Source organism: Streptomyces sp. NPDC088812 (assembly GCF_044750285.1).
In the GTDB taxonomy this organism is placed as follows: domain Bacteria; phylum Actinomycetota; class Actinomycetes; order Streptomycetales; family Streptomycetaceae; genus Streptomyces.
Window position 1 is genome coordinate 79,316 of the sequence record NZ_JBIVJP010000019.1, and the last position, 13,913, is coordinate 93,228.

The 13,913-nt window shown below is 66.4% G+C and carries 14 protein-coding genes; 7 read left to right on the forward strand and 7 right to left on the reverse strand.

Annotated features, from left to right (window positions below):
• Positions 1 to 56 precede the first annotated feature (56 nt).
• Positions 57 to 509 (forward strand): LysM peptidoglycan-binding domain-containing protein, encoded by a 453-nt coding sequence (locus ACIP67_RS29665; protein WP_401695949.1) that lies wholly within the window; start codon positions 57 to 59, stop codon positions 507 to 509.
• Between the two features lie 65 nt (positions 510 to 574).
• Here the strand turns inward: ACIP67_RS29665 and ACIP67_RS29670 are convergent, their stop codons facing one another.
• From ACIP67_RS29670 to ACIP67_RS29685, 4 genes are all read right to left on the reverse strand, one after another.
• Positions 575 to 826, reverse strand: coding sequence for a hypothetical protein (locus tag ACIP67_RS29670; protein ID WP_401695951.1), 252 nt, complete (start codon positions 824 to 826; stop codon positions 575 to 577).
• Between the two features lie 166 nt (positions 827 to 992).
• Complete coding sequence (locus ACIP67_RS29675; protein ID WP_401695952.1) at positions 993 to 2,078, reverse strand: ISAs1 family transposase; 1,086 nt, start codon at positions 2,076 to 2,078, stop codon at positions 993 to 995.
• A 179-nt stretch (positions 2,079 to 2,257) separates the two neighbouring features.
• Positions 2,258 to 2,470 carry a hypothetical protein gene (locus tag ACIP67_RS29680; protein ID WP_401695953.1) on the reverse strand — a complete coding sequence of 71 codons (213 nt, stop codon included), beginning with the start codon at positions 2,468 to 2,470 and terminating at the stop codon, positions 2,258 to 2,260.
• Positions 2,471 to 2,727: 257 nt separating this feature from the next.
• The gene (locus ACIP67_RS29685; RefSeq protein WP_401695955.1) at positions 2,728 to 3,246 is read right to left on the reverse strand and encodes a hypothetical protein; all 519 of its coding nucleotides are present in this window, start codon (positions 3,244 to 3,246) and stop codon (positions 2,728 to 2,730) included.
• A gap of 1,243 nt (positions 3,247 to 4,489) precedes the next feature.
• On the opposite strand from ACIP67_RS29685, the gene ACIP67_RS29690 reads away from it, so the two are divergent.
• Positions 4,490 to 4,783 (forward strand): hypothetical protein, encoded by a 294-nt coding sequence (locus tag ACIP67_RS29690; protein WP_401695956.1) that lies wholly within the window; start codon positions 4,490 to 4,492, stop codon positions 4,781 to 4,783.
• Positions 4,784 to 5,224: 441 nt separating this feature from the next.
• Here ACIP67_RS29690 and ACIP67_RS29695 read toward each other — a convergent pair whose 3' ends face one another.
• Positions 5,225 to 7,138, reverse strand: a complete 1,914-nt coding sequence (locus tag ACIP67_RS29695) for a helix-turn-helix domain-containing protein (RefSeq protein WP_401695957.1) — start codon at positions 7,136 to 7,138, stop codon at positions 5,225 to 5,227.
• A gap of 695 nt (positions 7,139 to 7,833) precedes the next feature.
• On the opposite strand from ACIP67_RS29695, the gene ACIP67_RS29700 reads away from it, so the two are divergent.
• Genes ACIP67_RS29700 through ACIP67_RS29715 form a run of 4 tightly spaced genes read left to right on the forward strand, consistent with a single transcriptional unit; the run spans position 7,834 to position 11,679 of the window.
• Complete coding sequence (locus ACIP67_RS29700) at positions 7,834 to 8,430, forward strand: hypothetical protein (protein WP_401695958.1); 597 nt, start codon at positions 7,834 to 7,836, stop codon at positions 8,428 to 8,430.
• The gene (locus ACIP67_RS29705; RefSeq protein ID WP_401695959.1) at positions 8,427 to 9,029 is read left to right on the forward strand and encodes a toxin-antitoxin system, toxin component; all 603 of its coding nucleotides are present in this window, start codon (positions 8,427 to 8,429) and stop codon (positions 9,027 to 9,029) included. The genes ACIP67_RS29700 and ACIP67_RS29705 overlap by 4 nt, the downstream gene beginning before the upstream one ends.
• 59 nt (positions 9,030 to 9,088) lie before the next feature.
• Positions 9,089 to 10,276, forward strand: a complete 1,188-nt coding sequence (locus tag ACIP67_RS29710) for an MAB_1171c family putative transporter (RefSeq protein WP_401695960.1) — start codon at positions 9,089 to 9,091, stop codon at positions 10,274 to 10,276.
• Positions 10,277 to 10,335: 59 nt separating this feature from the next.
• Positions 10,336 to 11,679: an NAD(P)/FAD-dependent oxidoreductase gene (locus tag ACIP67_RS29715; RefSeq protein ID WP_401695961.1), complete on the forward strand. Its 1,344-nt coding sequence runs from the start codon at positions 10,336 to 10,338 to the stop codon at positions 11,677 to 11,679.
• Between the two features lie 87 nt (positions 11,680 to 11,766).
• Here the strand turns inward: ACIP67_RS29715 and ACIP67_RS29720 are convergent, their stop codons facing one another.
• Positions 11,767 to 12,255: a hypothetical protein gene (locus ACIP67_RS29720; protein WP_401695962.1), complete on the reverse strand. Its 489-nt coding sequence runs from the start codon at positions 12,253 to 12,255 to the stop codon at positions 11,767 to 11,769.
• A 7-nt stretch (positions 12,256 to 12,262) separates the two neighbouring features.
• The gene (locus ACIP67_RS29725; protein WP_401695963.1) at positions 12,263 to 12,406 is read right to left on the reverse strand and encodes a hypothetical protein; all 144 of its coding nucleotides are present in this window, start codon (positions 12,404 to 12,406) and stop codon (positions 12,263 to 12,265) included.
• 137 nt (positions 12,407 to 12,543) lie between these two features.
• Here ACIP67_RS29725 and ACIP67_RS29730 point away from each other — a divergent pair, with 137 nt between their 5' ends.
• Positions 12,544 to 13,749: an IS256 family transposase gene (locus ACIP67_RS29730; protein WP_401695964.1), complete on the forward strand. Its 1,206-nt coding sequence runs from the start codon at positions 12,544 to 12,546 to the stop codon at positions 13,747 to 13,749.
• Positions 13,750 to 13,913 lie beyond the last annotated feature (164 nt).

The following is a 13,913-nucleotide window of genomic DNA, read 5'->3' on the forward strand; positions in this document are numbered from 1 at the left end:
CGGCGTTGAAGCCGTCGGCGCAGACGAGAGCAGCTGCCGGGAGTCACGCCGGCCCGATGGGCTTCGGCAACGGACCCGTCATCGCCGCCAGCGTCATGGTGGGCGGAGCGGCGCTCTTCGCCGGATGGGGCCTGACGCAGCTCGCGACGTCCGACGGCGGCTTCATCCAGGCGCTGCAGGGCAATCACGCCCCGGTCGAGGCACCGGTGAATCCCGGCGAGAAGAACGCCGGAGGCGGCAGCGCCCAGCAGCCGAGCGAGGGCGGCACGGGGAAGCAGGACGAGAACGGGGCGAGTCAGGATCCGACGCCGGGTCGCGGCGACGAGGACAAGCCCAACGGATCGGGTGCACCGGCTGAGGCGAAGCCATACAACATCAAGCCAGGCGATACGCTCACCGCGATCTCGGGGACGACGGGGGTGCCGATCGGCATCCTGGTCGAGACGAACAAGATCCAGAATCCGGATCTCATCTACGCGGGGGCTTCGCTGCTCATCCCGCCGGTATGACGACCCGGCAGGGCGGCACTGCCGCGTACCGAGCCTGATTCGATGCCCCGATCGCCACGAGGCGGTCAGGGCATCGTCGTCTTCTCAGGCGGCGGCCTCTGCTTCCCGGCGGGCCTGCAGTCCATCAGTCGCGTGCGCAGCTGGTGCAGCTGCTCGACCTCGTCGCTCATGGACCGGATGTCATCCGGCGCGTAGTCCTGCGGGTATTCGAGCTTGTACTCACTGAGCAGCTCGATCTTCGCATCGACGAGATCGAGCGCTGTGCTCAGATCGAGGACGCCGTCCAGCGTGAGCCCGGAATCCGCGGGGGTGGTCATGCTTCAGTCCTGGGCTCTGCCACCCAGTCGCTGCCCGAGGTCGGGGGAAGGTTCTGGATGTCCAGCCAGCGGTTCATCGCTTCATCCTGGTCGGCGACGCCGTCTGCTTCTTTGTGCAGGACCAGAAGGGTGATCCACCCGGTGGGGACGCAGGGGCTGAGCATTCTCAGCTGACGGGCGTGATCAGGTCGAGTGCGCGGTCGGGGCGTGACCGGTAGTGATCTGTGGCTTCCGCGTGGTTGCTCCAGCCGACCAGGTTGGCCAGGGCGATCGCGAGGTTGCGGAAGGTGGCCAGGGCTCGGGGAGCGTTGCCGGTACGGACGCGGCAGGCGTCCTCGCGGAAAGTGGTGTCGCGAACGTGGTGCAGGGCCTCGATCTGCCAGTGTCCGCGTACGGCTGCGGCGAGTTGGGCCGCGGTGGCCTGTTCGGCGGCCAGGCTGGTGACGGCGTGGACGCGCTCGATGGTCACTTTGCCGGTGCGGACGTCGCGGCGGCGGCGCACGATCTGCAGCACCTGCACGGCGTACGGAAAGGCGAGCCCTGCGACGGTCGCGGCCTTGAGCCGACGGATCTCGTCCCGGCCGTGACCGGCTGTCCGGGTCTTGTCCAGCAGCGGAACATCCCGCCAGGGGAGCTTCTTCAGCGCCGCCTGCAAGGTGGGGTGGTTGCCCTTGACCACCGCGATGTAGTGGGCCTTCTTCTCCATGACGAGGAAGCGGGCGTGCTCGGTCTGAGTGAGCAGCGCATCGAACGTGACGACGGTGCCAGCGAGTTCCAGCGGGGCGAGCAGGGGCTGGAACGCGGTGATCTCGTTGCTCTTGGAGTCGACCTGGCGCTGGGCAATCACCGTCTGCTCTCCGTGCAGAACCGCGGCGAGCAGGTGGACTGCGGTTCGCGTGGCGGTGCGCGAGCCGCGCAGAGACTTGCCGTCCACGGCCAGGGCCCGCAGTCCGTCGCCGGGTTCGAGCTGACCGGCGAGCCAGTCGCCGACGGCCTGGTCCAGGGCGTCGGCGTCGATCCGGGCGAGTAGGCGGCCCAGGGTGCAGGCGCGGGGGACCCTCGTTCCCAGACCGAGACGCGCCCGGATCTCGGGTGGGGCAGCGACCACGAACCGGGCGATCGCCACCAGGGTGGCGATCGCCGCCGAGTACCGCGACGGTGCAGAGGGCCAGCAGCGCACCGAGCCGGTAGCGGCGTCCCTGCCGTCGACGTGGATCAGGAAGAGCCTCCAACACCTCAGCGAGACAGACAAGTTCCTCCGGCTCGACGGCCGGCGAGTCCACTTCGCGGGCACGGTGGCAGGACAGGACTTCGATCGTGGAAACTGGCATACGGACGCGACCCCTGGACGATCAACGGCTTCAGACACCTTGATCATCAGAGGTCGCGTCCGTCGTCTGGCCACTGCCTCACCAGGCCGAACACACACGATCACGGCCAACCACTCATCTCGCCAGGCGAGAACGCTTCAGCCCTGGTGGGGACGAGCGTCGCGATCTCGAACTCGGCCGGGTCCAGACGCTGGACGACGCGGTAGAGACTTCCCTCAGGAGCCTGCCAGATCGTGGTCTCGCCGCGGGAGACGCTGGCGCGGTTGCTGTGGAACTTGACCGTGAGGTCCTTCGTGCTCAGCGGCTTGCTCATGGCCGCTGCTCCTGGAAGTCGACGGTGTCGAAGACGAACTGCGTGGCCTCGTAGGGCTCACCGCGAGGCTTCACTCGGGACCGGCGTGAGCCGGTCCACAGCATGTCTCCGCAAAGCACTCGCCCTTCGACACCCGGATCAGCTGTGCTGATCCCCTCGCCTGTTGCGAAAATGCAGCACTGTGACAGCGTCAGAGATCAGAAACCCCGCCGGCCAGGCTGCCAGCGGGATTTTCTGAGGTACGAGGTCATGGTCTCTCACGCCGCATCAGTGCCGTCGGACTCACCCCGGCCAAACAGGAATCCGCGGACCTCGCCGTTCTTCATCATGTCCTGCAGATGCGCCAGGAACACCGCGCGCTGCGTGGCCCGGCGATCGGCCAGGAGGTCGTACTCGCGCAGGGCCGTCATGTTGACGACCCAGCCGTTCTCACGGGAGATGGCCTGCTCAAGTGGGGAGTCAGGTATGACGTCCATGCAGGTGAAGTCGTGGTCGAACTCGGGTGCGGTGTCGAGGTGTTGATTCGGCTCGTCGATGTAAAGCGTGTCGACGCCGACCTGCTGGCCGGCCTTGTCGAATGCCACGAGGAACACACGGTCTGCCCTGGCGGTGTTGTTGACGTGGACCGCTGCAATGTTCGTGTCACCGATGAAGCTCGTCTGCTCGAACCGCTCGTACACGCGGGCACGAGCGTCATGGCACCACATAATGCGCCGGGCTTCGTTGAAGCCTTTAAACTCGTCAGAGTTAAACGCTTCTGGGTGGGGGTGGATCACCGGTGCGCTCCTTCATATGCGAGATCCGGGATGCTTGCGATGCCAGGGGGTGCATTGGCTATAACACACGCCTCGAAGCACGATCCTCAATCGTTCTTCACTGCGGCGCGGCAGGAGCAGCTGCTGGGAGCTCGCCTCGCTCCTGCTGTGCGTCGCTCGGTCGGGGGAAGCAGATCTTCCCCGGGCGGAAGGGCCGGGCATGGATCTGGTAAGTCCGCGACCGGCTTAGACACGCCGGCGGCGTGGTCGGTTGCTAGCCGCTCAGCCCGTCTGCGCCGAGGTCCTTCGTACGGTCCGGCTGGGCCCAGGAGCATCGGCGGCGAGCTGAGCCCGTCACTGTGGTGCGCGGTGCCCGCTGGTCCGTCGCGTGCTTGGAGGTCATGCAGTTCGCCCGTCTGGCTCGGGGGGCCTTCTCTCATGAAAGTCCAGCGGCCGCGCTGCTCTCACGCCGCGCACTGATCTATTGTGAGCACCGCGACGACTCGAACACGTCGGTGGAAGGCCCCAGTGGTTCCTCAGGTCTGCTGGTGGTGACTCTGCTGAGAGTCGTTATGCACAGGCCCTGGAAGGGCCTGGTTTTGCGCTGGCGAGAGGGGGTGCCGGGAGGGTGGTTGGAGCCACCCTCTGGTGCCCGCCTCTTGGTGCATGCGGCGCGTTCGCTGCCGCTCACCGGGCCAGGCTCGCCGCGGCCTGTTTGGCTCCCCCGCAAGCGAGTTCGGCTTGTGCCTCACTCGTCCGGCGGTGGGGCCGAGGTTGCATAGGCAACGCTAGGCATATGCTGCGGACGATGCCATTTCGCCGGTGCACAAAATGACCATTGACACCTGTTGGCATTGCACCAGTCAGCCGCGTGCCAGCGCGGAAGTGCACCTTCCTCATGACGGTCGTTTCGGGGGTGCACACATCCCGGTTCCCGCATGGCTCATCCGGCACTTGGCATACTTCGCACCACATTCACAACACCACGCCTCGACCGGCCACTTGGTCGACAAAGCGCCATTTCGCCAATGGGCCTTTGTGATCTCGGCAGGGTGAGTTTACCCCCCTCTCGACGAGCCACTTTCCTCGTGTCCTCCTTGGGTCGGTGAGGGGTTTGTGGTAGCCCCTCCGATGTGATCGAGCTTCCCGCCGAGCCGATGCTGGCGACACCCGTCGAGACGTTTGCCCTCCCGTTGAATTAGTTTGGCAAACCGAAGTGGGACGGCTTCCGGGTCTCGCAGCGCGGACTGCTGATGGTTCCTCAGTGCTGCGCTCGCGCAGGGGCCGTGAGCTGGCCGCGGCCTTTCCGGAGATCACCGTTGCCATCAGCCGGCTGGACTGCTCCTTCATCTTCGACGGCGAACTGGTCGTGTGGGAGGAGACCAGGCTCGCGTTCGAGCGGCTCACACAGCGGCTGCACCGACGGGGTGCCGCCGCGCAACGTGCCGCGGCCGTCTGGCCGGCTCACTGTGTTGCCTTCGACCTGCTCCATCTTGACGGCCGGAGCCTGCTTGTGGGGCCCTACCGCAGCTTCGGAACACTGCTTCTTCACCAGTAGTGCGTGCGCGACACCCTCGAGATGGTCGTCGGTGCGGTCACCGGAGCGCCGCGCTGCCCCGGGATCCTGCTGCTCGGCCGGAACGACTCGGAGAGACGACTACGACATCTGGGACGTACACGCCTTGCCGACCGCCCAGGCCCGAAGTGCGGGCGGCTTCCTACGCCCGGTGCAGACGGATCACCCGTGGGCCGGGCGGTCCTTCTCTGCCGGTTGGGGATCACAGCAGAAGCTGAAGGTGTCGCTGGTCGTGCCTGAGACGGTCGTCGAGGTCAGCGCGGATATCTCCCGGAACGCTCGAGGCCGTCTGCGCCACCCTGTTCGGTTCGTGCGGGTACGAGCGGACATGGCCGTCGGCGACGTGCCACCCTTCGAGGTCCTCAGGCCGGAGTGGAGAGGGGGATGAAAACCGGGACCCGCGCCGGGCGCTGGCGGCAACGGTCAGCAGGCGACCACGGACAAGCCCGGACGACCTGAGCGCAGATCAGGCTGGCCCGTGACGACGTGCAACGAGAACTGGAGATCGCGTACGCCGGCGAGGGTGGCCAGGTCGCGCTGCATGTGGCCTTCCAGGGCGCGCAGGTGGGAACGGACCGTGACCTCGGACAGGCCGAGCGCGCGGGCCGCAGGCTCGACATGGGTGTCGAACGTGAGCCAGGCGAGTGCCGTGGACACCAGGTCGCGTCTGTCCGCCTGGACCGGCCGGACCAGGGTCTGTGCCCAGGCGCGCACTTGGGGAGTGCCCAACAGCCGTGCGAGGGATGGCGCTTCCGAACCCGTCAGCCGCGGCGAAGCGGCCACCTCCCGCTGCGTGACCAGTTCCATGGCCAGGGCGACGGCGATACGGTCACTGATGGAGGCGAAGTCCATGCGCAGGAGCTCGGCAGCTCGTGAGGCGCGGCGCATGACGGTGTTGCGGTGCAGGCGCAGCCGGCGGGCGGCCACCGTGTACGGGTAGGCGAGGGCGGCCGGAAGGGTCTCCCGCATGGACTCCCACTGTGTCCCGTCGTGCGTCAGCGGATTCAGCAGTCGGCGGGCCCACTGCTGGGCTTCTGCCTGTGGCAGGAGGCTGACGAGGTCGGAGCCGTGCACGGACAGGGCCACGGAGTTTGGCTGAAAGGCGGCGAACCTCTGCGCGATGATGGCCTCGTTGAGCGCGTCGGCGAGCAGCGTCATGGAGTAGACGCCGCTGCCGCCCAGGGACGAGGGGGGTTCCAGGGCACCCGCAAGACGGGTGAGTTCGGCGGAGACCTCCGCGCCGGTGTCGTCGTCGGAGCGGATCGGATGCACGATGAGTATCCGCCGGTCGTCCCTCGGGTCGGGCACGACGAGGGCCTGCTGTCCGACGGATAAGCTGAAGTTGCGCGCAGCCAGGTCCCGGCGTGCCTGAGGGGTCTCCACAACGAAGACGCGGGCAGTCTCGGGTTCCAGGAGCCCGGGCGCCAGATTGGCCATGACGCGCCGGGCCTTTTCGACCTCGCCGTCCAGCAGCAGTTCGAACGCCGCGCTGCGCGCCGCGTGGGAGGCGCCGGAGGCCGCCCGGTACTCGCGGTGCGCCTGGTCCACGAGTCCCAGGAGCTTGGCCGCGTGCCGGAGCAACCGCAGGTCGGCCTCGTCGAATGGGGTTCTGCGGGCCACCGCGAGAACAGTGTCTGCTGCCGAGGCCGGGGCCAGCGAGATGAGCTGGGTGTGGGGTCCGGAAAGCGTCTCGGGGAGAATGCCGTCGACGGACTGGCGGATGATGGCCTGGGCCAGTTGCTCGGCGGCGGTGGCCGGTGAGGCAGCGAGGACGCGCTCCGGTTCGCTTACCAGAACCTGACAGTCCAGGACCCGGGCAAGCCAGTCCGCGATGCGCTGCATGGCCCGCGCATCGGCCAGCTGGGCTGGCAACTCCCTCACGAGCGAGCTGAGTTGGGCAGCACGACGCTCGGCGAACATCAGGCGTGCCTGCTGAATCTTTTCATGCATGCCTTCCCAGCGCTCGGCGGGCGCGGACGTGATCAGCAGGGCGATGCCCAGCCGGGCGGCCTGGTCCACGATGGCCGGGGGGAACGGCTGACGCGCCCCTGGAGCGGCAGTGACGGCCAGGCCAGCACTGCCGTCCCGGCTCATCCGCTGGAGCAACAGCTCGAGCACCGTGGTGATGCGACCGCGGAGGCGGAAGGGTGACGCGCCAGTTATCAGGACGAGCGATTCATCGGGCAGAGCCGATGGCGGCCCGTTTTCCAGCAGCTGCTCCGGCGTCACCGTCACCACGCCGGCGATCTCCGTCACCTGGGCGCGCCGGGAACCGTTTGCTAAGAATGCCAGTTCGAGTTCAGGCTTGTCAGTGGGCAGTGAGCCCAGGGTCGGCATAGCATGCTCCTCGGGAGTTGGGACGAGGCCGTGAAGTGCCCCTGACGGCGCCAGGCCGACATAAGCACACGCTGATCACGACCTCATGGCTCCACTCCAGTCGGCCGACAACGCTGGACCCGGAGAGGCGCCCCGGCCCACCTGTCTGCCGGCAAGAAGAAGCCGGGGATGGGACGTTGCCCCACTCTCGAGACGGGTCACCCGAGGTGCCGCGCTGCGCGGTCGGCGCCTGGGCGGCGGCTGCGGGACGAATCACGGGTGCTCCTGTGGGAGATGCGAGGCCGACCTCAGATTCGGCGGACGCGCGCACCACCACCGGTGACAACATGCCCGTCCACGAACCGAGCAACACCGGACAGCGGGGCGGCGGGCGACGGCGGTAGGCCTCCAGGGGACGACTGTTAAGCGGAACCAGCGCTGCAGCGCCGCTCGTCGGCGATACTGCTACGTGCGAACAGTCTCTGTCAACGATAGTTTCTAGCTGCAAAACAATCATTTATTCGGGGGATGGGACGGCTGGCTTCCCGGCAGCCGCCGAGGTGGCAGGTCTGCCCGCGCCTACGCAAGAGGGAGGGGGTTCACGATCGCTCACGGCCGGTAAACGATCGTTGAGCATCTGGTGGCGATGGGCGTACGCTGCCGTTCGACGCAGGAGAGCCGCCCAGGCCCCGGGGAGGATTCCGTTGGACCCACACATGTCACTTCCTGAGACACTGCAGCGCCTGGAAGAACTCATCCGCGAACACGGCTTGAATCGATCGGCCATCCTCGATCCGCAGGTGCTGGCAGCTAAGACAGCTCTGCCAGAGAGTACCGTCCGCCACCTGCTCGAGGGCTCAATGCCGTCGGCCGACACGGTCAACGAGCGAGTATGTGCACGCATGAAGGCGCTCAGCAACGCCTATTTGGCCCGCACCGGCAAGCGCATGGCCGACCTTGCCGCCGAGATCTCGGCGCGCACGGGGGTCTCCGATGTCTGGGCACGCTCCGTCTGCGACGGAAAGAAGACGCCCAACATCCAGCTCCTGCATCACCTGGTGGGATTCTTCGGTGTCGAAGGCGAGTCGTTCTTCACGGTTCCGGCCGAGGAAGGACTCAACCGCGCCTTGCTGGCCACCCTCGCCGCATATGAGCGGACAACTGATCACCTGGTCTCGGTCTTCCCGCACCGCGACGACATCCGCGGCATCGCCCTTCGGCAGGCCCACGACCTACCAGAGGAACGCTGGAAGGTGCTTAACGCGACCTTGGAAGCGTTGCTGGAAGTCGACGACAAGGAAGGCCACCCGTGAGCACCACAGCGAAGGCGATGCGCACGCTCAGCACCCGGATCCTCAGAAACTTACGGCCGCCCAGCGACGACGAAGGCGTCATCCCTCTGATAGGCGAGGCCCTGACCCAGACACGCGGTCGACCTGTTCGCCTACGTCAGGCGGCATTTCCGCCCGTAACGGCTAGCGGCCTGTGGGTGGACCGCACCGGCCACGATCTGATCGTCTACGAAGAAAACACTGACCCTGAGCATCAACTCGTGATCATCGGGCACGAGGCGTGGCACATGTTCCAGGGCCACTGCGCAGCCCATCATGGCCCCTTCGCATCCCGCTCCGCTCAGAGCGAGTCAGCAGTCGCACTCGCGGAATTCGTGACCGCGCTGTGCGAGGAGGATGACGCTGATCGCCCACTTCCTGAGCACATGGACGCGGCTCTGCACTTTGCCACACGCACCGACACCCGCGAGGCCCACGAGGAACTTGATGCGGAGCACTTTGGGTTCCGGTTTGCCACTGATGTGCGGATCGCCCTACAAGAAGCCCGCGCCCCAGCGGGGCCGCTCGACCTTGTCGGCCGCATCCAAGCCTCCATGGCGCACCGCCTCAGCCAGAGCTGACCCATCCGACACGGCCCTCCGGCCACACCACACCCGCAGTCTAGGAGAGAAGCTTCAAGGTGACATCCGGGCCGAGTGACATTGTCTACTACATCAGCGGGAGCGTCCTCTTCCTCGTCTGCGCGCTGAAAATCCCCGCGCTCGTCCGACGGCGAAACGACGCACTGCTCCGCGCGGCCATCAGGCTGCTCTTCGCCGGCGGCTGCATAATGTTTCTCGCTGCCCCGGACGCCATCCGCGCGCTCAACCGACTCACCGGGATCACTAACTTCTCCGCCCCCGTGGTCTACGCGACGCTGACCGGATACTCCGCCGCAAGCCTTCTGCTGATCATCAACTGGCGGCCAGCGCCCCCGGAGCAGACCCGCTGCATCTCGCGCTGGTGCGTGACCTGCTACGCCGCCGCCATCTTGATCATCTTCTTGCTCTTCTGGGCCGGGAGTGCTCCTGTAGAACAACTGACGCTATTCGACGCCTACTACGCCAACACACCCTATATTCGGGAGATGATCGTCACCTACCTCGTGGCGCATGGCGTGGCGGCGACCGCCAGCCTCATCCTGTGCTGGAGATGGTCAGGACAGCTCACCCGTGGGTCACTGCGTATAGGCCTTCGCCTGCTCGCCTGCGCCTATCTCCTCCACGTGTCCTACGACGTCGCCAGACTGATCGCGGTGGCGGCCCGGTGGGCACGCCACGACCTGGACTTTCTCATCGTTCAAGTCACCCCCCGATTCGCAGCACTCTCCGCCGTTGTCGGCGCGATCGGGTTCACGCTTCCGCTCGTCGGACCGCGCGTAACCGAGACCGTCCGGGTCGTACGACAACTGCAGCAGCTCAACCCCCTCTGGCGAGCTCTACAGCACGTGCCCACTCCCGGAGCTGTGCGCACCACCCTGCCGTGGTGGCGAACTCCCCCCGCCGTGCTCCTGACGAGCCGCAAGACAGCCTTGTACGACGCCATCCTGGCACTGTCTCCCTACTGCGACCCCGCCATCCGCGAGGCCGCCTACCAAACACTGCTGCATGCCGGCGACAACGAAGCCTCCGCCGCAGTCACCGCAGACGCAGCCATGATCCTCGTCGCTCGTAAGCGGCAGCTCACCGGTCTCGAGAACGAAGACAGTGCCCATCTCATGGCATGGCGATCGCAGGACCTCGTTCCTTTGTCGCTGGCGCTTGCTTCGCCTGTCGTCCGAAACCTCCACGAGCACCACCGTCTCCACGTAGAAAGCGGCCCGTCATGAGTCGAATAACGCCCCGGCCTTCCCGCCGCGCAGTGATCGTCGGAGGCAGCATCGCGGGGATGCTAGCCGCAGCCGCTATCCGGGACCACGTCGACTTTATCGACATCATCGAAGCCCATGACCTGCCCGAAGGACCCGAGCCGCGCCTCGGCGTCCCTCAGGCGGTGCACATCCATCTCCTGCACACCGGAGGCGCCGAGGCAATCGCCCGCCTTCTGCCCGGCACTGTCGACCAGTTGCTGGCCGCAGGCGCTCACCGTATACCGATGACCACCAACATGGTCATCTACTCGCCCGAGGGCTGGTACCGCCGCTGGAACAAGGCCACTCACTATTTGATTGCCGCGAGCCGGGACCTGACCGACTACATAATCCGGGAGCAGATCTGCAATGACCCCCGGGTGACCGTCCACACACGCACCAAGGCCATCGGACTGGTAGGAAGTCGCAGTCGCGTCACCGGCTTGCACATCAGCACCTCCGGGCAACAGGAAACGTGGGAAGCGGACCTAGTCATCGACGCATCCGGACGCTCCACACGCACACCGAAGTGGCTCTCCGAGCTCGGCATCAGAGGCCTTGTCGAAGACACCATCGATTCGGGTCTGGCCTACGCCAGCCGGATATACCGAGCCCCCGTACCCACTCACAATTGGCCCATGATCAGCGTCCAGGGTGACCCGCGCCTGCCCCAGCCCGCCAGCGCGGGAGGTATCTTGCCGATCGAAGGCGACCGCTGGCACGTCAGCTTGATGGGCGCCCCAGGCCGGCAACCGCCCCGGAGCGCGGACGCTTTCGAACCCTTTGCCCGCAGCTTGCGTCACCCCATCGTGGCTGACCTCCTCAAAAAGGCAGAGCCGCTCACCAACGTCAGCGTCACGCATAGCACCGCGAACCGCCGCTACTACTACGAACGGCTTAAAGCCTGGCCAGAAGGCCTGGTAGCGCTTGGAGACTCCGTCGCTGCCTTCAACCCCATGTACGGACACGGTATGTCCGTCGTCGCGCAGGGCGCGCTCGCCTTGCGCGACCTGCTCTCCAACGGTCTGACTCCGGGACTGACCCGGCGCGCCCAACGTGCCATCGCCCGCCCCATCAACGTTGCCTGGGCCCTTGCGGTCGGGCAGGACATCCACCTCCCCAACACCACGGGGAAGAGCCCGACCATCGCCGACCGTCTCCTTCGGCGTTACGTCAGCCGTCTCTCCCACACAGCAACCGGATCATTCCACGCCGCCACAGCCCTGACCGACGTGCTGACACTGCAAGCCCCGCCCTCGTCCCTAGTTCGGCCCAGCGTGCTGCTTGCGGCTGTCAACGGCCCCTTGCGTCAGCAACTGGACAGCCCTCAGTTCACCCCCGCCGAACGTGCCCTCCTCTCGGGCCTGGACGAGCAGCTGTAACTCAACCGGGCGGTGGACCTGCCCCGACTGTGGCGACGACGTTTGTGATGAGTGGCCAACACTGGTGCCGACAGCGCCTCCGACAGCTCACCTGTCGAGACCAGTCGGCTCACGGGTGACCACACACACCTTGTCGTAGCAGAGCGGGTCTCGGCTGCCGTCCTCGAAGACGAGCGCGTAGCCGGTCACCGGTGAGTTCGGCACTACTGCGGCGAGCCGCTTGAAGGCGAAGTTGTACGTGTGCGCGGGCTGGAGGACGCCTCGGGCCTCGTCCACCCCGTGCGGGTCGTGGCGCCAGTACGCACGGCAGACCAGCTTGCTGATCAGTTCCCTGCTACGGCAGTACACCTCGTAAGAGGTGTTGATGTACTCGTACGCCCAGCCCTCGGCCGCCGCCTTCGCCTCGATTTCCGCATGCCGCCTGCGCACACGGTCGTAGTGTCGGTTGTCGCTGCACCGTCGGCAGCAGCTCTCCCCGTTCTCCGGGTCGGTGAAAACATCTGGCCCCTGGAAGGAGAACAGCTCGTCCGGCTTGTGTCCGCAGTCAAGTATCTGGTGGTGGTTGCTGAGTTCCATGCCGCTCCTAGAACGTGCCCCGATTGCGGAGCATCTGCAGGCCGTCGTTCGGGTCGACCGTCGACATCTGGTGGCCGTTCAGCAGCGGGGCCGAGTCGAAGCCCATACCGCCCCGGCGCCCGTACTGCTTCCGCTTCAAGATCTCCCGCACGGCCAGGGTCTGTACGGTGAGTCGTGTAACTCCTGAGCCGGAAGCGGCAGTTGATGACTGACGTGGCGAGTGACATCGAGGCCGGGGAGGCCGTTGTGAGTGGGGCGGGTGCCCGTGGATGACGGGCTGGTCGCCGAGTGGCCCGCGCCCAGGCCGGTGGGGTGAAGCTCACCGGGGAGGGCGGTCTGCTGCAGCAGCTGACGAAGCGGGTGCTGGAGTCGGCGCTGGAGGGCGAGCTCACGGATCATCTGGGGCACGAGCCCGGTGAGCGGGCCGAGGGCGGCCGGGAGAACTACCGCAACGGGCACCGGTCCAAGACGGTGATCACCGAGTCGGGGCCGGTCGAGATCGCGGTGCCGCGGGACCGGGCCGGGTCGTTCGAGCCGCAGCTGGTCAAGAAGCGTCAGCGGCGTCTGGGCGGGGTGGACGAGATGGTCCTGTCGTTGTCGGCGAAAGGGCTGACGCACGGGGAGATCTCCGCGCATCTCGCCGAGGTGTACGGCGCGGAGATCTCCAAGTCCACGATCTCCACGATCACCGACAGCGTGATGGCCGGCATGACGGAATGGCAGAACCGTCCCCTGGACAGCGTCTACCCGGTCGTCTTCGTCGACTGTGTGAACGTGAAGGTCAGGGACGGGCAGGTCGCCAACCGGCCTGTCTATATGGCGGTGGCGGTCACCGCCGGGGGTCACCGGGACATCCTGGGCCTGTGGATCGGCGACGGCGGGGAGGGCGCGAAGTACTGGCTCCAGGTCCTGACCGAGATCAAGAACCGCGGCGCGGCCGATGTCCTGATGTTGGTCTGCGACGGTCTGACCGGCCTCCCGGACGCCGTGAACACAGTCTGGCCTGCGACGATCGTCCAGACCTGTGTCGTTCACCTTCTGCGGAACAGCTTCCGTTACGCGGCCCGGCAGGACTGGGAGAAGATCGCGAAGGCGCTCAGGCCCGTCTACACGGCGCCGACCGAGGAGGCCGCGCTGGAGCGGTTCGTGGAGTTCACCGACGCCTGGGGCGGGAAGTATCCGGCGATTGTCCGGCTCTGGGATGCGGCCTGGGCGGAGTTCGTGCCCGTGCCCTTCCTCCGGTTCGACGTGGAGATCCGCAAGATCATCTGCACCACCAACGCGATCGAGAGCATCAACGCGCGGATCCGCAAGGCCGTCCGGGCCCGAGGACACTTCCCAACCGACCAGGCCGCCCTCAAGTGTGTCTACCTGGCCGTCATGAGCCTGGACCCGACCGGCACCGGAAGCAAACGCTGGACCATGCGCTGGAAGGCCGCGCTCCAAGCCTTCGACATCACCTTCGACGGCCGGCTCACCGCCGGACGACGCTGAACAAGACCGATTGAGTTCCACCGTTCGCTACGCTATACAGACCCCGTGCCCGGTCGCGTCCCTGTCGTTGTCGAGGAAACGCTTGTCTCGGAACAGTTCCCACGGATCGCCGCCTCGGCGACCTTCGTCAGCGGCACTCTGAGCAGGCGGGACGTATCGTCGGC

What these genes read in the sequence shown, in the direction of transcription:
- ACIP67_RS29700 (WP_401695958.1), top strand. Translation starts at nt 7,834, where the DNA reads ATGTCACTTCCTGAGACACTGCAGCGCCTGGAAGAACTCATCCGCGAA.
- ACIP67_RS29680 (WP_401695953.1), bottom strand. Translation starts at nt 2,470, where the DNA reads ATGAGCAAGCCGCTGAGCACGAAGGACCTCACGGTCAAGTTCCACAGC.
- ACIP67_RS29695 (WP_401695957.1), bottom strand. Translation starts at nt 7,138, where the DNA reads ATGCCGACCCTGGGCTCACTGCCCACTGACAAGCCTGAACTCGAACTG.
- ACIP67_RS29665 (WP_401695949.1), top strand. Translation starts at nt 57, where the DNA reads ATGGGCTTCGGCAACGGACCCGTCATCGCCGCCAGCGTCATGGTGGGC.
- ACIP67_RS29670 (WP_401695951.1), bottom strand. Translation starts at nt 826, where the DNA reads ATGACCACCCCCGCGGATTCCGGGCTCACGCTGGACGGCGTCCTCGAT.
- ACIP67_RS29720 (WP_401695962.1), bottom strand. Translation starts at nt 12,255, where the DNA reads ATGGAACTCAGCAACCACCACCAGATACTTGACTGCGGACACAAGCCG.
- ACIP67_RS29715 (WP_401695961.1), top strand. Translation starts at nt 10,336, where the DNA reads ATGCTAGCCGCAGCCGCTATCCGGGACCACGTCGACTTTATCGACATC.